Here is a 23,253-nt window from a genome sequence, read left to right as displayed (position 1 = left end):
CTCCATTCAAAAATCACTTACTTGTTTTGCATCACGCCAGCACCGCGCCGCCCACCGGACGGATCGCCAAAAAGTGGCAGCAGCCCTTCCCCAGCAGGCTTTCCATCCCGGCGCGGAAGGTTTCCGTCTCTTCCAGCGGAACGTAGGCCTGAATGGTCCCGGCAAAACCGCCGCCGTGGACTCGCACGGCGCCTCGGCCAGCCAGCAGATGCTCCGCCGCCGCAATTGCCAGCGGCACTGCCTGCTCCTGGGGACGGCTTGCACAGCTCAGGTTTTGCAGGTGCAGAGCGGAGGATTCCCCGGAGCGGCGCACCAGCTGCAAAAACAGCTCAAAATCACCGGCTCGAAGCGCCTGCGCCTGCCGTGGGGCCAGCGCATTGTCGGTGAAAAAGTGAATGGCCCGCAGTAGCGCTCGGTCCCCTGCGGTAGCGCGAACGGAGGAAAAGTTCTGCCAAAAGTCCGCCTCGTTCACCTCCCCCAGAAGTTGCTTTCCAAAGCACCGCGCTACTGCGCCCATTTCACCGGGAATGGCTGCATATTCCGCCGTTAAATCCGCGTGATCCGCACCGGAATCAATGATGCACAGCTCATATCCATACGCCGTGGGATCACAGCTCACCTGCTCCACCACCGGGTTGGCCGGATCCTGAAAATCAATGGACACCACGCCGCCAACGGCGCTGGTCAGCTGGTCCATCAGTCCGCAGGGTTTCCCGAAAAACACATTCTCCGCGTACTGCCCGATCTGGGCAATCTGCACCATGGTCAGCTTCTGCCCGCAGAACAGATCGTTGAACACCACGCCGATCAAAACCTCGTAAGCCGCCGAGGAGGAAAGCCCCGATCCGCCCAGCACCGTGGAGGAAACGCAAGCGTTAAAGCCGCCCAGCTGATAGCCCAGCTCCGCGATGTGGGCCGCAATCCCCCGCACCAGCGCGGCAGAGCTCTCCCGCTCGCTCTCCTGCGGGGTCAGGCAGTCCAAATCCACCACCACCTCGGGATACCCGGCGGAGAGAATCCGCACCGTCCGGGTGCCGTTAGGTCCGGCGCAGGCCACCGCGTCCAAATCCACCGCCGCCGCCAGCACATGCCCGTGCTGGTGATCCGTGTGGTTGCCGCCCAGCTCCGTGCGGCCCGGGCCGGAATACAGCCCCACAGAGCCGCTACCGGGAAAGGCTTTGGAAAATTCATCAATCAGCGCCAGCAGGCGCTCCTTTTTTGGCGCAAGCGCCGTCGTCTCGCAGCCGTAGACCGTGCGCAAGCGGCTGTCCAGCGCACCGGTGTTCAGCTCGTTTCGCAGCGCAGAGGGTGTCTTCATACCGCGTCTCTCCATTCTGGCAGACTCCTGCCATTCTTTGTCCTCAGCATACCAGTGTTTTAGTAAAATTACAAACAGTTTTACTGAAAATTATACACAAAAAAAGCCTGCTCTTTTCATTAAAAAAGACGGCTGTTTGAAAACAGCCGTCTTTGCGCAGCATCATTCCGTTTTGGGCGGGCAGACGCTCTCCCGGCGGATCAATGTGGGCGGCACCACGATTTTCAACGGCAGCGTCTTTCCGCCCGCAGCCGCACGCTGTGCCAGCATCCCAACCGCCGTCTCGCTCATGACCTCCACATGTGTGGAGACGCTGGTCAGCGGCGGGTCTGTCAGGGCGCTGAGAGCCGTGTCGTTAAAGCTGATGATGGACAGGTCGGCGGGCACACCCAGCCCGTTTTCCCGCAAGGCCCGCACCGCGCCGATGGCAGTTTCCTCATTGGCCGCCAGCAGCGCCGTGGGCAGAGAAATTCCCGCGGCAATCCGGCGGGAGAGCGCCTCTCTCGCCGCTGTGGCTTCCATGGCCGTCTCCAGCAGCAACGCCGGGTCGTATAGCTCCCGGCGCTGCATATATCGGATATAATGCTGGCGGCGAACCTCCGGCGCGGGGCGTTTTTTCTGGTCCAGCTTCCGATCCGGCCCCAAAAAGCCAATCCACCGATGACCCAGAGCGGTCAGCTCGTCCAGCGCCTGCTCAATTCCCAAACGGAAGTCCAGCACCACGGAATCATAGCGCAGCTCATCTGGGCTGGAATCCAAAAAAACCAAATTGGCACTGAGCTTTTCCAGCCCCGCAATCTGCTGCTCGGAGAAAATGCCGATGGCCAACACACCGTCCAGCCTGCCCGGCGCGTCCGGCAGATAGGCGCCGCCGTGCTCCGTCAGATGAGTCACCGTGTATCCAAGATCCCGGCAGCGCTGCTCCGCATAATTTTTCAGGTAGAGATAATACGGGTCCGCGAGCTGTTCCGCCGGAGAGAGCATCTCCGCCACCGCAAAACGCAACACCGCGCCGTTGCTTTGGGCCGCGCGGGGCCGCCGGGGCCGCGCCGCGCTCTTATAATGCAGACGGCCCGCCGCATCCAGAATGGCAGCGCGGGTTGCGTCTGTGACGTTCAATGTGGGGTCGTCATTCAGGACCCGGGAGATCGTGGTGATGGAAAAGCCGGTCTCTTCCGCCAGTTCCCGCAGAGTGGCCATACCAGTTACCCTCCGTTTTTACTAAAAAGTTTCTCTCATTATAGCCGACTCCGCGGACGGATGCAACCGCAGAACTTTTAAAATGGAGTCCGTTCCGTCTCATCACGCAGAAATGGAGGTTTTAAGGGTTAACGCTTGCCTGCCAATTCCCGTGTCGGATTGGGGATCACGGAGAGATATTGTTCCATGACGCGGGGCAGAACGGTAGGCAGAGCGTAGGGCAAAACGGCCTGCTTGGCGTTTTCCCCCAGACGGACCGCCAAACCCGGCTCGTCCAGCAGGCGGAGCATCTGCGCTGCAAAGGACCCACTGTCTCCAAAGGGGTAGAGCAGGCCGCTTTCTCCTTCCTGAATCAAATCCGTGTGCCCCTTCACGGCGCTGACTACAATGGGCAGGCCGCAGTACATGGATTCCATTACATTGAAGGGCAATCCCTCCGACCGGCTGGCGGAGACGGCGGCATCCGCCGCCCGGTACCACCGGGGCATGTCCCCAATTTGTCCGGGAAAGATGACGCGATTCGCAACGCCCAGCTGCCGTGCAAGCGCGCGGCACTCCTCCCACAAGGCCCCCTGTCCCGGCAATGCCAAACGCACCCGTTCCGGCAGGCGCGCAAGCCCCTGAATCAGGACGGCCTGATTTTTCCGTTTGGAAAACTCGGCGGCATACAGCAGCAAAACGTTCTCCGGCGCAAGGCCCAGTTCATGGCGCAGGGTGGCTCCATCTGCGCCCGTCACTGCATCAAACCGGGTGAAATCCACCCCGATGCCGGGGATATTCTCCACCCGCCTGCCCAGATGATACAGCTGGGCCGCCTGAAAATCCCAGTCGTTCATGGTCAGCAACAGATCCGTGCACCGGGCGGTAAGCCGCTCGGCGGTGAGCAAAATTTTCCGCTTTAAAAACGGCGTGCCGTCGTCAAACAGATATCCGTGTGCCATGTTGACCACCGGCGGCGGATTGGAAAGTCCGGCGGCCGCCCGGCGGGTAAAAAACGCGGCCAGAGACGTATGGGTACACACGAGGGCATACCCTTCTTCCTCCATCGCCCGGCGCAGCAGCGCCTGCGCCCGGAAGTTAGCGGGAGCGGTCATTTTCTTTTCAAAGGGCAGATTGATCAGCCGGTCTGCCTCCGGCATGGACGCAGGCGCGCCGCCGCAGGCTACGTGCACCTGCCAGCCCAAGTCCTGAAATGCCCGGAGATAGGGCCGGTGAAAGTTTTTGATATGAGAATATGTAGACGCGGTAAATAAAACGGTGTTGCAATTCGACATAAAAGCACCTCTTTTCACCATTATAGGGGCAGAACCAATCCTTTGCAAGCGGATCATTCTGGCAAGCGCCTTCGCTTGACAGTTGGGGGCTTTCCGGGTACAATCAGATAGGCAAAAACCCACGAAATTATGAGAGCTTTGGAGGTATTGGAATGATTAAGGAGAACCAGCGGCTGCTGAATCAACTGCACGTCCTCTCCGACGGCATTCTGGTGTTTCTCTCCATGCTGCTGGCCTATTGGGTCCGGTTCTATCTGTTCCACGGCATCGAGGGCATCCCCTTTTCTTGGTACGCCATTTTGGGCTGCGGAGCGGTGGTGCTGTGTCTTGTGAGCTTTGCCGTGGCAGGGTTGTACGCATCCTATCGCACCATCCGGTTTCACCGGGAGGCCAGCCGCTTTTTGCTTGTCAACGCACTGGATACTTTAATACTTATCGCTTCCCTGTTTGTTTTGCGGCTGGACAACATGTCCCGCTGGACGCTGGTGTTTTTCTTCCTCATCAGCAGCACGATTTTGCTTGGAAAACGCGCTGTGCTGCGGCTGGTGCTGCGGCACTATCGCCGCATGGGCTACAACCTAAAGCATGTGGTGCTGGCGGGCCGGGGCGGCGTGGCGGAAAGCTATCTGGCCCGTATTCAAAGCGACCAGAATCTGGGGTATCAGGTGGACGGGTACGTATCCGACGTGGGAACTTGGGACGCGCTCCCGTGGCTGGGAGCTTATGCCCAGATGAAAGAGGCGCTGGCAACGTTTTCCCCCGACGAGGTGATCATCGCCCTGCCGCCGGAGGATATGCACAAAATTCCGGGTATCATCGCCGCCTGCGAAAAGACGGGGACAAAGGCCTCTGTGATCCCCTTTTACGCGCCGTATATGCCCTCCAATCCACAGGTGGACAACATCGACGGCCTGCCTGTCATCAACCTGCGCCGCATTCCGCTGGATAATCTGGGAAATGCCTTTATGAAGCGGACCATGGATATTGTGGGAGCGCTGGCGCTGATTACGCTCACCTCTCCCCTGATGCTGTTTGCCGCCGTGGGGGTAAAGCTCAGTTCTCCCGGTCCCGTTCTTTTTAAACAGGAGCGGGTAGGCAAGGACAAGAAGCCCTTTTCCATGTACAAATTCCGCTCCATGCGGATAAACACCCGCCAGCAAACCGGCTGGAGTACCGATGTAGATGACCGGAAAACAAAATTCGGCTCCCTCATCCGCAAATGCTCCATTGACGAGCTGCCCCAGTTTTTCAATGTTCTCAAGGGGGACATGTCGCTGGTAGGCCCCCGGCCGGAGGTTCCCTTCTACGTGGACCAGTTCAAGGAGGAGATTCCCCGCTACATGGTCAAGCATCAGGTCCGCCCCGGCATTACCGGCTGGGCGCAGGTCAACGGCTTTCGGGGCGACACTTCGATCCGAGGCCGCATTGAACACGACCTGTATTACATTGAAAACTGGAACCCGCTGTTCGATATCAGGATTTTGCTGATGACGGTATTCAAGGCCGTGAACCGGGAAAAGCTGGCGAAGTAAGCGGACCTCTGCTGCACTACGGCTGTGGAACAATCATACATGACGAAAAGTACCGCCGCAGTGGCTCTTCATGAGTCGCTGCGGCGGATAAAAACGCCTTTTCGGCGCATGAATTTTGGTTAAAGAAGTAGGAGCGAACAGAGAGCAGCCCCCCGCTTACCCGCAGGGATCGTTTTCGTCCCTCCGCTCTGTCTTCTTTGCTGTGTACCACAGGGTAATTTCGTGATTTTACTTGAATATGCCTGCGATGTCAAATATAATGAAATCATTGTAGAAACGATTGATAAACAACGAATAGATATCAATATATTTGGAGGACTACTTGATGAAAAAAAGCAAGTCAAATGCAGTGTTTTACCTGTTCGGCTCCGGTAATGTACAGCCGGAAGAATTTTGTTCAGGCCGGAGTCTCCTTGTGTTTTGCGCCGCACTGTTCCTGCTGGTGGTCTTCACTGCGCAGGAAACCGTCAGCATGCTGTGCGTCCTGCTGGGCTTCGGCGTTCTGCTGACAGCGGTCATACAGCGTAAGCGGCCTATGGCCGGACGACTTCACGTCCTCTTTTTACTCGTCACCCTTTATGTCCTATGGATGGGGATCGCCTGCTTTCGAAGCCCTTACCCGGTGCTCTCGCTCAAGGAATTTGGAAAGATTTTGGCAGGCTTTTTATTCTTCCTGCTTATTGTACTGACTGCCGGACGCGGGAAAAGCGCTGGACGGAATGCAGCGGTGGCCGTTTCCACTGTGGCAGCGGTATTCTCGTTTCTGAGCATTGATCTGGTATCCACCCGCTGGTTCTCCGGAGCGTTTCGCGGCATGGTGGAAGTCTTCACCAACGATTACAGCGTGAATAGCGGACTGGAAGTAGGCACCCGTATCAACTCCATTCTCGCCGAAGCCAACACCTTTGCAGGCGTGACGGGCTTAGGCGTGCTGCTGGCGCTGGGGCTGGCATTGAGCTGCCGCGGAAAAGAGCGGGCGTTCCATGTGGTCTGCCTGTACATCTCCGCGCTGGGTTTCGTTCTGGCATTCAGCTTGGGCGCGATGGGCTTTATATGCGTATCCTTTTTGCTGTTCCTCTTGGCCACTCCCAAGGGTGAGAAGGTCTTGGCAGCCGTGCTGATGATTGAAGCGTTGCTTTTCACCATGGTGGGCGTTGTGGCGGTCTACGTTTCTGTATTTGACGGCACCAGCCAATTTTCCTTGACCCCTCTGCTGGCGACCGTTGCAGGCGCCGCCCTGTTGGTGGTGTTGGACAAAGCGATCTCTCGCAAAGTGTGCGATTTTCTCTCCACCCACCGCGTGATTCCCCTGATTGCGCTGGCGGCGCTGGTCTGCTGTGCCGTGGGCTATGCGGTTCTGGCATTCCATCTGACCGGACCTGCGGCGTTGTCTTCCAATGAGACGCTGAATCGCGCAGTGAACCTCTCTGCCGGAGATTACACGCTTTCTGCCACGGGCAGCGAGGATACCGCAGTCGCAATCACTTGCCAAAACGAGACGGATCTGATCGTCCACACCTCGACCACGCTTTACAGCGGTCCGGCAAACGGCGCGGTCTTCACCGTTCCCGAAGGTACCCGGGCAGTCTGGTTTGCCCTGTCTTCCCCGCAGGGCGGCACACTGGAAAATGTGACCTATACCGGGGCGGAAAGCGGAGCGCTCAAGCTGAACTACAAACTTCTGCCCGGTTTTATGGCAAACCGCCTACAAGGACTTTGGGCCAATGAAAACTCTGTCCAGCGGACGGAATTTTGGCAGGACGGTCTGCGCATCTGGCAAAAATCCCCCGTCGTGGGTGAAGGACTGGGCGCTGTGGAGGCAGAACTGTACTCCGTGGCCCGCTTTGAATATCAGAGCCGATACGTCCACAATCATTATGTGCAGACGCTGGCGGATGCGGGCGTGATTGGCCTCGTTCTATTTGTTGGCGTGCTAACTGCGGCGCTCTGGACTGCGTGGGGCGGAAGAAAACGGGGCGCTCCGCTAGCCCCCGCGCTGTTCGCCGGGCTTGCCTTTGCCGCCCTGCAAGGCATTAATCAGGCGGTTTTTTCCCTTCACTCGTTCCTCTCGCTCATTTTTTGCCTTTACGCTGTGGTCGATGTCCACTGTTCCGAACAACCAGTGGAGACGGCAGGTATGGCTGTGGCGGAAAAAAATGCCGAGGCAAAAACCCCACAGCATCCAGTTGGCGCAAAGACACAGTTATTTAGCAAGTCGCTTATCTGGTGCGCGGTTCTGCTCTGTGTGATCTGGTCCGGTTTGCTGCTCAATAACCTCCGCGCACAAAACGATGTGATGGTGGGAACCGGTTACATGTTTGACCGATTGGAGAATGCGATTCACAGCGACCCCTTCAGCAAATATGACTCCATACAGGCCTATATCTATTACAGCGGACAAGTTGACGACGAAGCAATTCAGAATCAGGCAGGGTTGTATGCCGCCGAGTACACGCGCCCCGGCAACACCGATCCGGATTATCTCGCGGAATTCTTTTTCAAGAACCACGCACTGAGCAGTGCGTTTGATTCCCTCTCCCGCCACGTAGCTTTTAACCGCGCACGAACTGCCGCATGGCAGTACGCATTCACCCTGTTAGCCAAGCAGGACGACGGCAGCGCGGAATTTCACCAGCTGGCTCAAGGCATTGCGGCACAGCTGACAGAAGCTAACAACAATTATCTGCTCCAGCCCATCGCCTTGTATGGCCGTGCGCAGGCCTATTACGAAGCGCTGGCCTGAGATTGCGCAAGATGTTCAGCCAGACCACATGACAAATGCTTTTCTGGGGTTTCAGATGGGATCAGGGCTGTCTAAAAGCGTTGGACAATGGATTTATCATAGACGAAACGCAAGAGCTTATAGCGTGGATATCTGCGAATTGATAACAATACAGCGGGCAGTATGACTGGAATTAGCACGGCAACGACACAGCGGGTCTATTTTAGGAACCGTTTCCCTGTGTTGGACAGCAACAATCTCTTCTTCAAAATTGCTCCTCCGGTGCGCTGAAAACGAAGAGGTGACTGCCAAAATGGCAGTCACCTCTTTTTATAACATTTGGGTTTGCGCCTATCCGCTCATGTCTTGAATCTTAGCTTTCGGACTTGTACGGTAATACCCAAAAAGGCGACCTGCCCCTTTTGGAGCGGGTCGCCTTTCTGGTTGTAAACCTAGGGCTTACTTTTTAGCTAGTCACTAATTTTAGCCAATGCTGGGAGCTTTGGTGCCAAAGCCATTCACAACAACCTGAGCAACCTTCAGCACGTTCTCTGCGTTGGTCTTGTTATTCAAAACGATGGTCAGGTAGATAACGTCAGTATCAGACAGCAAGTTGCTGTTGTACAGATCCTTCAGAGAAGTAAAGCCGTTGTCGGTCAGGTCAGCCCACTTGGCAGTGCCGAGGTTCAGCTCGGTAGCAGCAGGAGTACCAGCCAGCACACCATCATTGGCACCCCAAGAATTAGCCTTGATAGTGCTCAGGTTGGCAAAAGCTTTAACAGCAGGAGCGCCAGTAGTTGCGCTCTTGATGCTGTACACAAGGTTCTTGTTGTCGGTGCGAATGTTTTCCTTAGTCAGAGTCAGACGGAAGGAAGAAGTAGAGGTGTTCGTTGCAGTCACAGCGCTCAGCTTGTAAGTGCCATCGGCGTTCTTGGTGTAGGTCACAAAGGTCTTACCGTCAATGTTATCGGTAGACACAATCTGGCCATCGGGATTCTCAACGCCGTCCACCCACACGTTGTAAGTGTACTTCTTGGTGCCGTTGTCAGAAGTAGAGGAAGCGGCGTATTCAACAAACATGGTGTTGTTGGAAATTGCATCAGAAGAAGTGGTCTTCACAACAATGGCTTCCACAGCACCGTCGCTGTTGACATAGAGCTGAGCATTCTTGATTTCGGGAGTAGTGGCAGTTGCAGCTTTATAAATCTCATCCGCAGCAATGTTGGCCACACCATCCTTCACGTAAATGCTATCCACAGTAGTGCCACCGTTAAAGTCCAGGAAAATGGTCTTCACGTTGGACGCAAAGTAGTAGGTGTTGGTGCCGTCGGAAATGTGGTTGTCATAAGAGTTAACAGGAGCAATAGCAGCGTTCACAAAGCCCTTCTCGCCCTTTACAGTGTTGGTGGGCTTAACAGGATTAGCAACCGTACTAACCTCGTAGTCAGCATTGTTCTTGGAAGTGTTGGTGTACTTAATCACAGAGCCAAAGGTATAGGAATTAGTATCCGTACCAATGTTAATGGAGGTTTCCACACCCTTCATATCCCAGCCAGTCAGAGTCTTAACCAGCTTGCCGTTGACCAGAGTCTGATAGCTATCGCCAATAATCATGTAGTTGGAGGTAGAACCAGCATCCTTGATGTAGGTGGCATAGCCATAAGCATCCAGATACAGGGTGACGTCCTTCTTGCTAGCAGAGATGCTAGCAGCGGTCAGATCCTTAAAGGTGTTGAAGTCCTTAACCTTAGCCAGCTTGTAAGCGGTGCCGCCAACAGTCACGCCGTTGACTTCGCTCTTGTCGTTGCGGGAAACAGCAGTCAGAGCGCCAGTGACGGTCTGAGGAGCAGCAACAGAGTCAACCACAAAGTTACCACCGTCCAGACGATAGGTGACCAGAGTGTAATCCTCAGCCTTCAGACCCTTCAGGCTGGCAAACGCATCATCGGTATCCTTCACGGTAGCGACAGCCTGATGGGGAGCGGTATCGTCCGCAGCCTTCAGAGAGACGTTCTTGCTGGAGACAGAGTTGACTTCCATCATCTCAGTGCGGATAATGACAATGGACTTGATCAGATCAGCAGTAGCATCGTCCATGTAGACTTCAACCTTGACGCCATTGCCAAAGAAGCTGGTCAGGTTATCCATCCAAGTGGTGCTGGAGCTCAGCTTAAGAGCAGACTCAGTAGTGCCGGGGAACACAACAATAGCGCCCGTGGGCTTGGGAGTGTTCGTAACGGAGCTGGCCATGTTGTAATTGTTCAGCATCACGGCAGTGTTTTTGTCAATCTTGTAGCCGTCGATGCCCAGAGACTTCAGCTTATCCAGAGAGCTGTCGCCGGAACCGTTGGCAGTGAAGGAGAAGTCAGCAGTCTTGGCATAGGTACCAACAGTGACGTTCTTGTAGCTCCACTTGTTGGAGGGACGACCAAAGTCATCGGTAATAGAAGTGCCAGCAACCTGCTTCAGATCGGTGAAGTGCTCCTCAGCGAACTGCATCAGGCCATCCTTGCCACTAGCATTAACATTGGTCTTCTGGATGTTGCCATCGGTCTTGCTGGTGTTCTCCACGTTCTTGCGGTCAGAACCGTCAATGGAAACGTTGATGCCAGTGCCGGTCACGTTGACCTTGTCGCCCTTATACTCCACCTCGGTGGCCTTCAGGGTGTTCAGAGCCAGCTGGCAAGCCTGCTCACGGGTGATGCCGGCATTGCCCTGGAAGGGAGTGTTGAAGTCGTTGTACAGGCCAGCAGTGTTGCCGACAGAAGCGACCTTCATGGTCCAGCCGGAGCCGGAGAAGCCCTCGACAGTGCCCTTGTAGCCCAGAGCGCCCAGCAGCATCTTTGCAAAAGCATAGCCGGTCAGGGCAGCGGTGGGACGGAAGGTACCGTCAGAGTAGCCGTTGATGTAACCAGCGGTCTTGCAGTAGCTGATAACAGCGGCAAAGGTGTTGGTCACGGGCACGTCCTTGTAAGGAGCGGCAGCAACCGTCAGGGAAGAAGCGGCATCGGAGCCGATCATCAGAGAAACGATGATCTTGGCAGCAGCGCCACGGGTCAGAGCCCCGGTGGGCTTAAAGGAACCGTCCTCATAGCCGGTGATGATACCGAGCTTGTTGAGAACTGCGACAGCTTCCTCGTACTGAATCTCCTTCTTGTCAGTGAGATCCTTGTACTCGGTGGCGCCAGCGCCGATGGTGACCAAAGACATGGTCATAACCAGAGCCAGAACCAGGGAAAGGAACTTTTTCATGGATTTTCCTCCTTCAAAATTTACCGTTTCCGCTGTTTCACAAGACGTTTTCCAAAATGCTCTCACATTAAAAATCTAAGAGCTATGGTTTATGTACCCGTTAGGCAGCTTCCGCGGCATTTGGTTTTGAACATCCGAGGAGGACTTTTGTTGCCCGGCGCACATACCGTGGCTAGCCGGTCCCGTATCTGCTCCGGGAACTGAAGGTACCGCCTCATTTGTTCATGTTGGATTCTAGCAGAAGTCATTTTGAAAAGCAAGGGGATTGCGGCGGTTGTAATATAAACGTAACATTGGATCGCTTTTGTTGCATCACCCTTTGTAGTTACTCTAGTCGGAAAGGCTTTCCCCGCTGTCACAGCAACGTGCAGAAGCATGATCCAAGCAATATATAAAGTAAAGGAGAACCCCGAGAATTCCTGTTTGTCAGGTATCCCCGGGGTTCCCACATCTTATTTCCGCAGGAAAGCACACTGCTTTCATAATCGGCCGCGCCCTCTGGTGCAGACCAAAAAAGTCCTCAGGGATTCGGAAGCGTATAGCGGTTCATATCCACCTGCAGATCCTGCACAAAGTTGCTGTCCTGTTTGATATTGTGGAGATATACATGGGCGTCGATATCCCGGCGATTTGTTTCGATCACACACACCGCGATATTAGAGCAGTGATCGGAGGCGCGCTCGAAATTCGTCAGCAGATCATTTAAAATAAAGCCCAGCTGGATGGTGCACACTCCGCTTTGCAGCCGCTCAATATGCCGCAGGCGAATCTCCTCGATCAAACGGTCAATCGTCTCCTCCAGCGGCTCCACACGGGCGGCGGCCTCCGGATCGTTGGCGGCAAAAGCGTCAAACGCGCGGTCTAAAATTCCGCTCAGAGCCTGCGTCAAAACTTCCAGTTCCTGCTTTGCGCTGTCGGAAAACATCAGCTGCTTGTCGTGAAGTTCCTGCGCCGATTCCTGAATGTTCAGCGCGTGGTCGCCGATCCGTTCAAAGTCTCCGATACAGTGCAGCATCCGGCTCACCTGACGGCTGTTATCGCCGGAGAGGCCGTGGCGGGAAATCTGCACCAGATAATCCCCCAGACGGTCCTCATAGGTGTCAAGCTTGTCCTCATTCTCCAGAATCACGGCTTCCCTCTCTGTGGAATAGGTCTCCAACTGTTCAATGGAAAGCAGAAAGTTTTTGTGCGCAACCTCGGACATCTTCCCTACCATCGTGATGCACTCGTTGATGGCCGCCCCGGGGGTGCGGAGCAGCAGAGGATCAAGAAACGCAAACTGCTCACTCTTTGTTTCGGTTTTGACCAGAACGCAGGCCAGTTTTTCCAGCTGCTTGGAGAAGGGCAGCAGCATGGCGGTGGTCAGCACGTTGAAGATTGTGTGGCAGAGGGCCACACTCATCGCATTGGCCGGATCGTTCATAAAGGTAAAGGGCAGGAAGCTCCCCGCGCCATAGAACAAAACAAGACAGATCACCGTACCGATGATATTAAAGGAGATATGGACCGCCGCCACCCGCTTGGCATTGCGGCTCACTCCGATGGAGCTGAGTATGGCGGTGACGCAGGTTCCGATATTTTGGCCCATGATAATGGGGATCGCCATGCCATAGCTGATGGAGCCGGTCATGGCCAGCGCCTGCAAAATGCCCACCGATGCGGCAGAAGACTGGATCACGCCGGTAAACACCGCGCCCACCAGCACGCCCAGCAGCGGATTCTGGAAAGCCGTCAGAATACTGGCAAATTCCGGAGAGTCCGCCAGCGGGCTGACAGCTGCTTTCATCAGCTCCATGCCGTACATCAAAATGGAAAAGCCCATCAAAATCCGGCCAATATCCCGCCGCTTCTGCTTTTTGGATGTCATAATCATCAAAATGCCGACCAGCGCGATCACCGGGGAAAAATTCTCCGGCTTCAGCAGATTCACCCAGACATTTTCACTCTCAATTCCGCTGAGAGCCAAAATCCACGCCGTCAGGGTCGTGCCGATGTTGCTGCCCATGATGACGCCAATAGTCTGTCCCAGCTCCATCACGCCGGAGTTCACAAGGCCCACCAGCATCACGGTCATAGCGGAGGAAGATTGGATGGCGATGGTAATGCCCGCGCCCAGTAAAAGGCTCTTCATGGGGTTGGAGGTCATGCGCTTCAGGGTGCGCTCCAGCTTGCCGCCCGCCATTTTCTCCAGACTCTTGGACATGGTGTTCATGCCAAAGAGGAAAAAGGCCAGACCGCCGCAGAGGGTAAAGACGGAAAAAATGTCCATCAAATGGTTCTCCTTTGTATTTTACACGGAATTTACATCCGCCGGTTTTGCGCACCGCGCATCAAAAACAGGACTGCAAAAGTTTACACAATGACATTATATAGGGAAACTGTCCGTATAGGAAGACCCGCAATGTTAAATCTACGTAAAATCTCCCTCGCCGTCCCCACTTACTTCCAAAGCTCCGTCAGTTTCGGCGCGGCGGTACGCCCCTGAAAGTATCCGTCCTGCCACAGGGCTCGGATCTTCTCCAAATCCTTTTCCGTTCGGGAATAACCCTTCGTGGATTCCGGTGCAATCACCATCACCCGGCCCTCCCGTTCCAGCTGGAACAGCCGTTCCCTGTTTTCGTTGTAATCGTCCGCCCGGCGGCGCATGGTATCCAGAAAATTCGGATAGTTCCGGTAGTGCCGCTGGATAAGCCGGTCGGTTTTCTCCGCGCCCCGGACGTAAGAACGCTCCCGCGTCAGCACCACCAACAAATGCTCACAGCCCTGCTCCAGCGCCCGCTGCCACGGGATCGGGTCGGCGCAGCCGCCGTCCAAATAGGGCTGATCGTTAATATGGAAGATGGGGAACAGCAGCGGCATGGCGCAGGTGGCCTGTAAAACCGTGAAATGCTCGTCCTGCCGAGGAATGGGGAGATAATCCGCTTTTCCGGTATTTAAATTTGTCAAAACCGCCTCCGCTTCGCCGGGATAAGCGGCAAACGCCTTGTAGTCAAAGGGGATATACTGGTTTGGGATATCCTCATAGGCAAACTTCAGCCCAAAATAAGACCGGTTTTTGCGGTCCAGCAGATTTCCAACGCCCATGTACCGCCGGTCATTGGCGTAATGGCAGACGATGTTCAGATTCCGCCACTTCTGCCGCGAAAGATAGCTCACGCCGTAAGCCGCCCCGGCGGATACGCCGATAAAATAGTCCGGCAGCAGTCCCGCGTCCAGCAGCGCGTCGCATACACCGGTAGAAAAAATGGTGCGGAGTGCCCCGCCTTCTAAAACAATTCCTGATTTCATCTCTTCACCTCAAACGTTCAAAGGCGCTCCAGCGCCAGCAGTGCCGACCGCGCCAGCAGCGCCGCGCCCAAAGGCAGTGCCGCGTCGTTGGTGCAGAAATCCGGGCTGTGCCACGGGGCGTTTTCCCGCCCCGGAAATCCACTGCCCAGCCAGTAGAAAAAGGCGGGAACCTCCTGCCCGTACACCGCAAAATCCTCGCTGCCCATGTCCGGCGGCGGACAGGCCACGTTTTCAGCGCCCGCAGTCTCCGCTGCGGCGCATTCCGCGATCTCTGCCAAAGAGGCGGCGTTCCGCGTCACCGGAACCTGCGGAAGCAGCTGCGTCTCCGCCTGACATTCGTAAGCCGCGGCCACCCCCGCCGCCAGATCCCGCAGCCGCTGCGCCGCCCGCTGGCCCGCCGCGTCCCGGAGATAGCGGATGCTGCCCGTTACGGAGAGAGAGGACGGAACGAAAAAGTCCGGCGCATCTGTGTGAACCGAGTACACCGCACATACCAGCGCGTCCTGCGGGTCGGTGCTGCGGCTGACAATGGTCTGCACCCCGTCAATCAGTGCCGCCCCAGCCACCACCGGGTCCACGCATTTGTGGGGCGATCCCCCGTGGCCCGGTCTTCCCCGCAGTATCACGCGAAAATTGATCTTTCCCGCCATAATCGGCCCATTCCGTACGGCAATCTGTCCCGCCGGCAGCTCCGGACGATTGTGCAGACCGAAGATGCAGTCCGGCTTTCCGCCCATTCGCTCCCAAAGCCCGTGGTCCAGCAGCGTGCGCGCGCCCTGCGTCTCCTCCTCGGCGGGCTGAAACAAAAATGCCACCCTGCCGGAAAGCGTCTCTTTTCGGGCAGAAAGCAGCTTTGCCGCGCCATAGAGACAGGCGGTATGAAAGTCGTGGCCGCAGCCGTGCATCAACCCCGCCGTTTCTGAGCGGACAACGTGGTTCTGGTTCTCCGTTTGGGCGATGGCGTCGATGTCCGCCCGCAAAGCGGCAGTCTTGCCATGCCTCTCCCCTTCCAAAACCGCCACCACGCCGGTGTCCATCCCCATGTCCACCGGGCAAAGGCCCAGTGCGGCCAGCTTTTCCTTCAGCAGCTCGGTCGTCCGCCGTTCCTGAAAACTGCTCTCCGGGTGACGGTGCAGATCCTCTTTAAAGGCCAGCATTTCCCCGTACAACCCCGCCGCCTGCGTATCCAGCAGCTCCATCTTCATACGCCCCCATCCTGCTTTCCGCCCGCAGTGTACGGACGGCTTCCATTTTGGCGCGGTTTTTGAAAATCGCGCAATTTTATAGATTTATCATACGCTTTTTTTCAGGTTGGGGCAAGAGCGACGCCAAAAAGACGAGAGACGCCCTCGAAGGGCGTCTCTCGTTTTCAATGCACAGTAGGGTTAGGCCGCGGGAATCGTCAGAACCTGACCAACCTGAATGTCGTTGGCATTCTTGATGATCGCGGTGTTGGCCCGATAGATCACGGTCCACTTGGTGCCGGTACCGTAGAACTCCTGAGAGATGCTCCACAGGCAGTCACCCGACTTCACGGTATAGGAACCGCCGGCCACGGGGGTGCTGGGTGTTGTGGGCGTGACAGGCACGGTGGGCTTGGCCGGAGTCGTTGGGGTGGTGGCTGTCTCTCCGCCGGTCAGCGCGGGCAGCTTGCCCGCAGTCCGCAGCTCGGGACCGTTCAGTGAGGCGATGTTGGGTGTGCGTCCATCCTCAGAGGTGGGGACGGTGATCTCGCCGGAACGGACCTTCTCATAGATCAAGTCCTTCTGGGGATCGTTGAGATCCGCGCCCACGATCTTCCAGTTGTGGTCGCACTCGGGCATCAGGGGCGTCTTCATCGCCGCCACATAATTGGTAATCATATCGCGAACCGCGCCGCCCTCGTACACCACGTCGGACTCGTTCAAAAGTCCCGCGGTGACAAGGCCGCCATAGCGGTAGTTGTTCAGCGCCAGCACCAGCGTCTGGGTGTCGCTGAGGGGCTTGCCCTGATAGGTGACGTTCTGGATGCGGGAACCGGCGGGCTTGGAGATGTTGATCTCATAGTTCACACCGGCAAACTCGTCGTAGTTGTACATCCGGATGTCGGGGTTGAAGCTGATGGTCACATCCCCCGCCTTGTACTGGTTGAAGAAGTTGCCCGCCTGCAGCTCCATGATGGCCTTGAGCTGCTTGCCGGTGACCTTCACGCCGTACAGCGTGTTGTCATACTTGTAGATTTTCACGCTGTCCCGATTCAGGAAGGGACCCTTTTCCAGATTGGAGGTGGAATCAAACAGGGCGGCCAGAGACACATCCGCGCCCACCTCTTCCATCTGCACCTTGTTGATGAGATCGAGAACGGCGTTGTCCTCCAAAATGGCGCTGGGAATGCCGGGAAGAACTTCCACGGGGTTTAGGAACGTCTCACCGACCTCACCCACCTGCTTGGCAGCCAAAGCCTTGCTCTTTTGATCCAGAGACTTGAATTTTGTCAGGAAAGCCGCATCCGGAGTGACGGTGGAGCAGTCGATCAGACCGGCGTCGGTCTTGGCCACGTCCCACTTGCCGTCCTTTTTCTCCAGAGAGAAGGTGACCTTGGAAACATATTGGGCGTTGGAGCCGGGCTCCAGCACGGGCACGCCGTTGATGGTTTCGTTCACCTTGGAGTGAGCATGACCGATAAACAGCGCGTCAATCTGATCGCCGTATTTCTCGGCTACCTGACGGATACCCTCGGTGCCGTATTCGCCGTCCAGACCATAGTGGATGGAACCGATAATCACATCCGCCTTGCCTTCCAGTTCCTTGAGGATCTTGCCAGTCTCCTCCATGGGCGTGGTAAAGGTCATGTTGTTATAGTGGGTGGGGTCGGATTTTTCCCAGATGGGAATGTGGGGCGCGTCGATACCGAACACGGCCACCTTCACGCCGTTCACGTCAAAAATTTTGTAAGCGTCCAGCCAGCGGGAGCCGTTTTTCTGATAGATGTTGCCCGCCAGAGTGACGCCGTTGAATTCCTTGATTTCCTTCGTTACGTAGTTGAAGCCGAAGTTAAACTCGTGGTTGCCCAGAGTCCAAGCATCATATTTCAGATAGTTCAGGGCGTCGATCATGGGTTCGGGCACTTCGTCCTTAAATTCCTGAATGTAGTTGGCCTGTGTGGAGTCGCCGGTGTCGATCAGGAGCAGATTTGGGTCCGTCTTCCGCTCCGCCGCAATGATCGCCGCCGCGTGGGCCATGCTGGTCTTGCTTTCCTTGTTGGATGCGTAGTCATAGGGGTTAATCATGCCGTGCAGGTCGCTGGTCTGGAGGATGGTGACCGTCTGAGTGGTGTCCGCCGCCAAAGCAGGAACAGCCAGACTGACCGCCATGACCAGAGCCAGGAGCAATGCTGAGAGTTTTTTCCTTTTCATCTTTCAGCCTCCTTCAAGATATTCCCAACGGGAGATGGCTCCATTATAGCGCTTGTCCGGCCGGTTCACAATAGTTTTCACAAATTTTTGATGCAGGCGCAGAATTCATCCGGCAAAATCGCACAAAGGCGAACCTTTTCGCGCATCGGCGGCAACCATGGAAAAAACGGCGGCGTTACCCCTGCAAAAGCCCCTGATCGCGATAGAACTGCGCCGCTCCGGGATGGAGGGGCACCGGAAGATTGCGGTATAGGAATCCGTCCTCGCTTATGGCGGAGAGGGCGGCGTGCCGTTCCTTCAGCCCGTCGGCAGACTCCCAGAGAATCCGGGCAATGGTCCCCGCCAAATCGTCGTCCATGTCCGCGTTTACGCACAGCAGGCACTTCACGCCAAAGGTTTCAATATCCTCCGTCTGCCCGGGGTAAGTTCCGGCGGGAATCACGCCCCGGATATACTGGGTGTTTCCCTGCAAAATGGCGTCCAGTTCCTCCTCCGTGAACCGCAGAAGGCGGCAGGGCGTTTGCTCTGCCAAATCGCTCAGGCCCTTGACCGGTATTCCGGCAAACCCATAGAGCGCGTCCAACTCTCCGTTCAGCAGCGCTTCTCCGCCGGAGCCAAGCCCTTGATTTTCAAGCACGGTGTTGTCAACACTCAGCCCCACGGCGGAAAGCGCGGCCCGCGCGGAAACCTCTGTGGCGGAATCTTCCGGACCAACGGCCACCCGCATTCCCAAAAGGTCATGGACATACTCAATATCAAGGGACTCCGGAACCATCCAGTTGGACAGGCTCACATACAGCGCGCCAATCACCCGCAGGCTGGGCATGGGGCTGTCTTCAAATTCGTCCTTGCCGTGCCAAGCGCGCCACGCCACGTCGCCGCTGACCAAACCCATGTCGATCTGTCCGTCCCGCAGGCTTTCCACATTGGTAAAGGAGCCGCTGGACGCGCTGGTATTGATTTTCAGGGATGGCGTGTATTGATCCAGCACTTCCGCCACCGCCCGGCCCACTGGGTACATGGTGCCGCCGCTGTCGGCGGTGCCGATGGTCAGAACCCGAATCTCCTTCGGAGTTCCCTGCCGTCCTTTCAGGCCGCAGCCCGGCAGCAAACAGATTGCCGCCAAAAGGCCCGCAAAAATTCGGCGCCGCAGACGACCAACATTCTTTCCCATCCTCTCACCATCCCTTTCATGGTTTTCTTTTTTAAGGTAACCCCGCACAAGTGCGAACCGCATACGGACATCCGCAACAAAACCCAAATAAACGTGCGCCCGCTTTGCGGACACACGCACGAATTGGAGTCACTGTGCGATATTTTGATGAAGCAGCCCGCCTGCAAAGCGGACAGATGCGCATATCAGATTTGCTTCGTACTTAATTATAGCACGGTCTTCGATATTTTTCCATGCTTTTATAAGCAGAGCGGGCGTCCCCTGTGGGACGCCCGCTCTGCTTATCAATCATTGTTGTTTTTCTCAGCGCACCAAGAAACTGCCAAACAGAGAGAGGAAAATGGGATTGTAGATATCGTCAATGATAACTGCAAAAGAGGGATACAGCACCCAAGCAATATTGTGCCAACCATACTGGTCCATAACCGCTTTTTCGTTGGCCACGGCGTTGGGTCCGGAGCCGCAGCCCCAACCGCAGTTGCCGGCGGCCATAACCGCTGCACCGTAGTCCCGGCCAAACATGTTGTAAGAGACAAAGATGCCGAACAGGGCCATCAAAATCGCCTGACCAATCAGGATCACGCCCATCTGGCCCGCCACAGGCGCCAGCTTAGTGATATCAATGGTCATCAGCACCAGCGCCAGATACAGCTCCAGGAACATATGCTCAATGGCGTCCACTTCCGGGGTGTAGAACTTGATGTGGAAGGCTTCCATCACGTTGCGGGCAATCGCGCCGGCAAACAGGCAGCCGATGAACTTGGGCATCTCGATCATGGGAATGCTGTCCAGCAGCATGTAGATGGGCATTCCCAGCGCAGCCAGCAGCAAGCACATTGCAAACATAGAGATCATGCGGCCGTTATCCAGACGGGTTGCTTCACCGGACATCACTGCTTCCGGCTTGTCGTTGGGGTCGGCTTTCAGTCCGTGACGGCTGATGAGGAACGCGGCCACAGGGCCGCCAATTAAAGAGCCCATGATGTTGCCCAGCGTACCGGCGGCAACGCCGATGGTGGTGGCCTCCGGCGCACCCATATTCTCAAAAATAGGGCCAAAGGCGGAGGCAGTGCCCACGCCGCCGCTCATAGCGGAGGAGGAACACTGAAGCGCCAGCAGCGGGTGCAGACCCACCAGATTGCCGATGGCAACACCCAGCAAATCCTGCAGCGTAATTAGCAGACAGGCGCCCACGGCAATCAGAACGCACAGCTTGCCGCCGGCGTGCTTGATCATCTTCCAGCTGAAGCCGAAGCCCACGCACAGGAAGAACAGATTCTGGCACAGGTCTTTCATCACCGTCACGTCGAAGGAAAATGCCATCGCACCGGACATTTTGATGAAGGAGACGACCAGCGAAAAAATCAGGCCGGAAACTACCGGCGCGGGGATCGCATACTTCTGCAAGAGCTTGGAGTGCCTTACAATGGCCCGGCCTAAGAAAATCACAAAGGCGGCAAAGCCCAATGCAGAGAGGTACTCAAACTTGAACGAAGCGATGGCTCCGTCTGCGGCGGGAGTATAGGTCCCAAAATAACCTAAAATGTTTTCCATAGATATTCTTCCCTTCCTAACTGTCGGCCCCTTTTTCTCCGGAACCTTCCTTAGCATAACCCTAACACGCTCTCAGTATATAAAGGGGAGAGAAGAAATTTCAATTTTTAGTAACTATCGTAAACGTTTAGTAGGTAAAATTTTCGACATTTTTGCCTTTTCGTACAGCTTTCGACTTCTTTTTTTGTTTATTTTACTCAAGGTAGTATTGAATGGAGGGCCTGCCGCCGGTCTGATAATCAATGCGGCTGCTGATCTCCCGGATCTCGGTCAAATAGTTCATATACCGCCGCACCGTGATACGGGACAGACACACCTGCTCCGCCACCTCCTCGCTGGTGTGGCCCTCGCCCCGATGAGCCTGTAAAAATTCCCGAATCATCTGCATAGTGGCGGCGTTCAGTCCCTTGGCCAGCGGCTCTGATACGGCAGGCTGGCCTGTGCCAACCGTCATGCGGTCGATGGCCGCCTGATCCAGCGCCGTCTCCTGAATCTCCCATTGCTCCCGACTCTGGCGAAACCGTTCCAACGCCTCCTGAAATCGTTTATACTCGAAGGGTTTCACCAAATAGTCCACCACACCCCGCAAAAACATCTGCCGGATAGTCTGCGCGTCGCTGGCGGAGGTGACCATGATGATCGCCGGAGCTTTGCCCATGCCGTGGAGCCGGTCCACAAATTCCATGCCGTTCATCATAGGGGTGTAAAAGTCCAAAATAATCAACGGCACATCGTGCCCTTTCAAATATTCCAACGCGCCCACGCCGCTGGGGAACACCGCCTCCACAGCAAAGCCCGGCGTGTTCTCCACATACTGGCGGTTAATGGCCGCCACCATGGGATCGTCCTCAATAATCATGACGGAAACCATCACTCCGCCTCCTCTCTGGTAAAGGTCACGGTAAAGCTGGTGCCCTCCCCCGGTTCTGTTTCCACGTCAATTTTTCCGCCGTACCGGCGTACCACGGTCTGCACGGCGTTGAGTCCCGTCCCCCGGTACGCGCCCTTGGTGGAAACGCCTTTTTCAAACATGTGCTGGCGCACCTGCGGCGAAATGCCGCCCCCGGTGTCGCTGCACACCAGCAGATTGCAGTCCGGACGGCAGTACAATTCAAACTCAATCTCCCGGACAGGATGCTCGCCGGAGGAAAGCTCCTCGATGGCGTTTTCCAAAAGGTTGCCCATCACGGTCACCATATCCTCCACGGGGATCAGCAGGTCCTGCTCGATACACACGCTGTTTTCCCCCAGCGTCAGCAAAATCCCCCGCTCCGCCGCGTGGAGCATTTTCCCGATCATCAGCGCGCACAGCTCGGATACCCGCAGCGCTTCCGCGGTCTGGCAGATCAGCTGTCCGGAGATCAGGTTGCTGTTGACGATAAACCGGATGGCCTCCTGCGTTTTCCCCGTTTCCAAATAGCCCAAAATCACATGGAGCTTATTGGAAAATTCGTGATTATAGGAGCGCAGTGCGTCGATCATGCTCCGCGCGCCAAACAGCTCGTCGGACATGTGCAGCATCTCCGTCCGGTCATAGAGAATGGTCAAGACTCCCTGAGGCGCGTCATTTTCCCGCTCCCGAATGGGAATCTGGCCCGCCAGCACCGAGTGTCCGTCCACAATCCAAGAGCGGCGCTCCTCCGCCTTGCCGGTGCGCAGCACCTCCTCCTGCCGGGAATCGGGAAACAACTCCCCGACAGACCGCCCCACCAGCGGGGTATTTTCCCCAAAAATTGCCTGAGCCGCCGGATTGGCAAAGAGCACCTTCCCCGCCGCGTCGGACGCTACCAGCCCCTCTGCCACAGCGCCCAGCACCTCGTCCTGCCGGAGATAGCGGCTGAGCAGTTCCTCCGGGCGAAAGCCCATCAGCGTCCGGCGCAGGAAACGCAAAATCGCGTGGGTCAGGAAAAAGCTCACCAGCAGCATCACTGCCATAATGGCCAGATGAAGCACCAATATATTTCTCAGCCGTGCGGTGAGGACGCCGCTGAACACAGACACCATCACAAAGCCGATGATTGCCCCGTCCTCTCCGCGAACGGCGTGAAACGCCCGGCGCTGCATCCCCATGGTGCTGTACCCGGTGGTAATATAAGGTTCCGCCCCCTCTAAAATGGGACGTTCCTCCCCGTCCACATAGGACTCTCCGGTTTTCTGACGGTCTGTGTGATAAAAGCGCAGCCCGCTCTTGTCGCAGATCACCGCCGAGCTGATGTCCGCGATGCTGTCGCACAGAGCGTCCATACTCCGGGTGGCGTTGGGAGACGGATACCCCGCCTTCAGCATGGCGATCACGCTTGGAAGTTCACTGACATAGGCCGCCGAGCCGCTGATGGACGCGTCCACCTGATTTCTTTGGCGGGTCAGGTCCAAGTAAAGCGACAGCCCCAGGGACAGCAGGATCACTAGTGCGGACAGCAGAAGAAAGGAGCGGTACAGTTTCCGCTCCAACGCATTTTGCCCGTTTTTCTCGCTCATGCCCCACCTCCTGCCGGACTGCTCCGTCGTCCGTTTTGTCCACTATACACCGTTTTTCTCTTCGGT

Annotated in this window: 14 protein-coding genes; 2 read left to right on the top strand and 12 right to left on the bottom strand. The window is 56.2% G+C overall.

Features of this window, described 5'->3' with window-relative positions; translation table 11 throughout:
- Positions 1 to 31: 31 nt before the first annotated feature.
- The 3 genes from ON16_RS07545 to ON16_RS07535 all read right to left on the bottom strand — a co-directional run bounded on the left by ON16_RS07545 (position 32) and on the right by ON16_RS07535 (position 3,792).
- Entirely contained in the window at positions 32 to 1,318 is a 1,287-nt protein-coding gene (locus ON16_RS07545) for a galactokinase (RefSeq protein ID WP_040660814.1), read from the bottom strand.
- Between the two features lie 162 nt (positions 1,319 to 1,480).
- Positions 1,481 to 2,518, bottom strand: coding sequence for a LacI family DNA-binding transcriptional regulator (locus tag ON16_RS07540; protein WP_040660812.1), 1,038 nt, complete (start codon positions 2,516 to 2,518; stop codon positions 1,481 to 1,483).
- 128 nt (positions 2,519 to 2,646) lie between these two features.
- On the bottom strand, positions 2,647 to 3,792 hold the full coding sequence (locus ON16_RS07535; protein ID WP_051131606.1) for a glycosyltransferase: 1,146 nt from the start codon (positions 3,790 to 3,792) through the stop codon (positions 2,647 to 2,649).
- Between the two features lie 152 nt (positions 3,793 to 3,944).
- Here ON16_RS07535 and ON16_RS07530 point away from each other — a divergent pair, with 152 nt between their 5' ends.
- Positions 3,945 to 5,324: an undecaprenyl-phosphate glucose phosphotransferase gene (locus ON16_RS07530; RefSeq protein ID WP_040660810.1), complete on the top strand. Its 1,380-nt coding sequence runs from the start codon at positions 3,945 to 3,947 to the stop codon at positions 5,322 to 5,324.
- A gap of 325 nt (positions 5,325 to 5,649) precedes the next feature.
- Positions 5,650 to 8,067 carry an O-antigen ligase family protein gene (locus ON16_RS07525; protein ID WP_040660808.1) on the top strand — a complete coding sequence of 806 codons (2,418 nt, stop codon included), beginning with the start codon at positions 5,650 to 5,652 and terminating at the stop codon, positions 8,065 to 8,067.
- A gap of 462 nt (positions 8,068 to 8,529) precedes the next feature.
- Here ON16_RS07525 and ON16_RS07520 read toward each other — a convergent pair whose 3' ends face one another.
- From ON16_RS07520 to ON16_RS07480, 9 genes are all read right to left on the bottom strand, one after another.
- On the bottom strand, positions 8,530 to 11,298 hold the full coding sequence (locus tag ON16_RS07520) for an S-layer homology domain-containing protein (RefSeq protein WP_040660806.1): 2,769 nt from the start codon (positions 11,296 to 11,298) through the stop codon (positions 8,530 to 8,532).
- A gap of 520 nt (positions 11,299 to 11,818) precedes the next feature.
- A complete protein-coding gene (locus ON16_RS07515) occupies positions 11,819 to 13,567 on the bottom strand; it encodes a Na/Pi cotransporter family protein (protein WP_040660804.1) in 1,749 nt (582 codons plus the stop codon).
- Between the two features lie 170 nt (positions 13,568 to 13,737).
- Positions 13,738 to 14,586 (bottom strand): patatin-like phospholipase family protein, encoded by an 849-nt coding sequence (locus ON16_RS07510; RefSeq protein ID WP_040660802.1) that lies wholly within the window; start codon positions 14,584 to 14,586, stop codon positions 13,738 to 13,740.
- A gap of 17 nt (positions 14,587 to 14,603) precedes the next feature.
- Positions 14,604 to 15,791 (bottom strand): M20 family metallopeptidase, encoded by a 1,188-nt coding sequence (locus ON16_RS07505; RefSeq protein WP_051131605.1) that lies wholly within the window; start codon positions 15,789 to 15,791, stop codon positions 14,604 to 14,606.
- Between the two features lie 180 nt (positions 15,792 to 15,971).
- Positions 15,972 to 17,981, bottom strand: coding sequence for a 5'-nucleotidase C-terminal domain-containing protein (locus tag ON16_RS07500; RefSeq protein WP_040660800.1), 2,010 nt, complete (start codon positions 17,979 to 17,981; stop codon positions 15,972 to 15,974).
- Positions 17,982 to 18,156: 175 nt separating this feature from the next.
- Positions 18,157 to 19,155, bottom strand: a complete 999-nt coding sequence (locus ON16_RS07495; protein ID WP_040660798.1) for a TAXI family TRAP transporter solute-binding subunit — start codon at positions 19,153 to 19,155, stop codon at positions 18,157 to 18,159.
- A gap of 303 nt (positions 19,156 to 19,458) precedes the next feature.
- Entirely contained in the window at positions 19,459 to 20,709 is a 1,251-nt protein-coding gene (locus tag ON16_RS07490; RefSeq protein WP_040660796.1) for a sodium/glutamate symporter, read from the bottom strand.
- A gap of 193 nt (positions 20,710 to 20,902) precedes the next feature.
- Positions 20,903 to 21,580 carry a response regulator gene (locus tag ON16_RS07485; protein WP_040660794.1) on the bottom strand — a complete coding sequence of 226 codons (678 nt, stop codon included), beginning with the start codon at positions 21,578 to 21,580 and terminating at the stop codon, positions 20,903 to 20,905.
- Positions 21,580 to 23,187 (bottom strand): sensor histidine kinase, encoded by a 1,608-nt coding sequence (locus ON16_RS07480; protein ID WP_040660791.1) that lies wholly within the window; start codon positions 23,185 to 23,187, stop codon positions 21,580 to 21,582. Before ON16_RS07480 ends, ON16_RS07485 begins: the two co-directional genes overlap by 1 nt.
- Positions 23,188 to 23,253 lie beyond the last annotated feature (66 nt).

This window comes from Oscillibacter ruminantium GH1 (assembly GCF_000307265.1).
Taxonomy (GTDB): Bacteria; Bacillota; Clostridia; order Oscillospirales; family Oscillospiraceae; genus Oscillibacter; species Oscillibacter ruminantium.
The sequence above is the reverse complement of the archived record's forward strand: the minus strand, read 5'-3'. Positions and strand labels throughout refer to the sequence as shown.

Bases quoted from the DNA above. Each gene is read 5' to 3' on its own strand.
- ON16_RS07490 (WP_040660796.1), bottom strand. From the start codon at position 20,709: ATGGAAAACATTTTAGGTTATTTTGGGACCTATACTCCCGCCGCAGAC.
- ON16_RS07525 (WP_040660808.1), top strand. From the start codon at position 5,650: ATGAAAAAAAGCAAGTCAAATGCAGTGTTTTACCTGTTCGGCTCCGGT.
- ON16_RS07485 (WP_040660794.1), bottom strand. From the start codon at position 21,580: ATGGTTTCCGTCATGATTATTGAGGACGATCCCATGGTGGCGGCCATT.
- ON16_RS07500 (WP_040660800.1), bottom strand. From the start codon at position 17,981: ATGAAAAGGAAAAAACTCTCAGCATTGCTCCTGGCTCTGGTCATGGCG.
- ON16_RS07505 (WP_051131605.1), bottom strand. From the start codon at position 15,791: ATGAAGATGGAGCTGCTGGATACGCAGGCGGCGGGGTTGTACGGGGAA.
- ON16_RS07545 (WP_040660814.1), bottom strand. From the start codon at position 1,318: ATGAAGACACCCTCTGCGCTGCGAAACGAGCTGAACACCGGTGCGCTG.
- ON16_RS07540 (WP_040660812.1), bottom strand. From the start codon at position 2,518: ATGGCCACTCTGCGGGAACTGGCGGAAGAGACCGGCTTTTCCATCACC.
- ON16_RS07510 (WP_040660802.1), bottom strand. From the start codon at position 14,586: ATGAAATCAGGAATTGTTTTAGAAGGCGGGGCACTCCGCACCATTTTT.
- ON16_RS07480 (WP_040660791.1), bottom strand. From the start codon at position 23,187: ATGAGCGAGAAAAACGGGCAAAATGCGTTGGAGCGGAAACTGTACCGC.
- ON16_RS07495 (WP_040660798.1), bottom strand. From the start codon at position 19,155: ATGGGAAAGAATGTTGGTCGTCTGCGGCGCCGAATTTTTGCGGGCCTT.
- ON16_RS07520 (WP_040660806.1), bottom strand. From the start codon at position 11,298: ATGAAAAAGTTCCTTTCCCTGGTTCTGGCTCTGGTTATGACCATGTCT.
- ON16_RS07535 (WP_051131606.1), bottom strand. From the start codon at position 3,792: ATGTCGAATTGCAACACCGTTTTATTTACCGCGTCTACATATTCTCAT.
- ON16_RS07515 (WP_040660804.1), bottom strand. From the start codon at position 13,567: ATGGACATTTTTTCCGTCTTTACCCTCTGCGGCGGTCTGGCCTTTTTC.
- ON16_RS07530 (WP_040660810.1), top strand. From the start codon at position 3,945: ATGATTAAGGAGAACCAGCGGCTGCTGAATCAACTGCACGTCCTCTCC.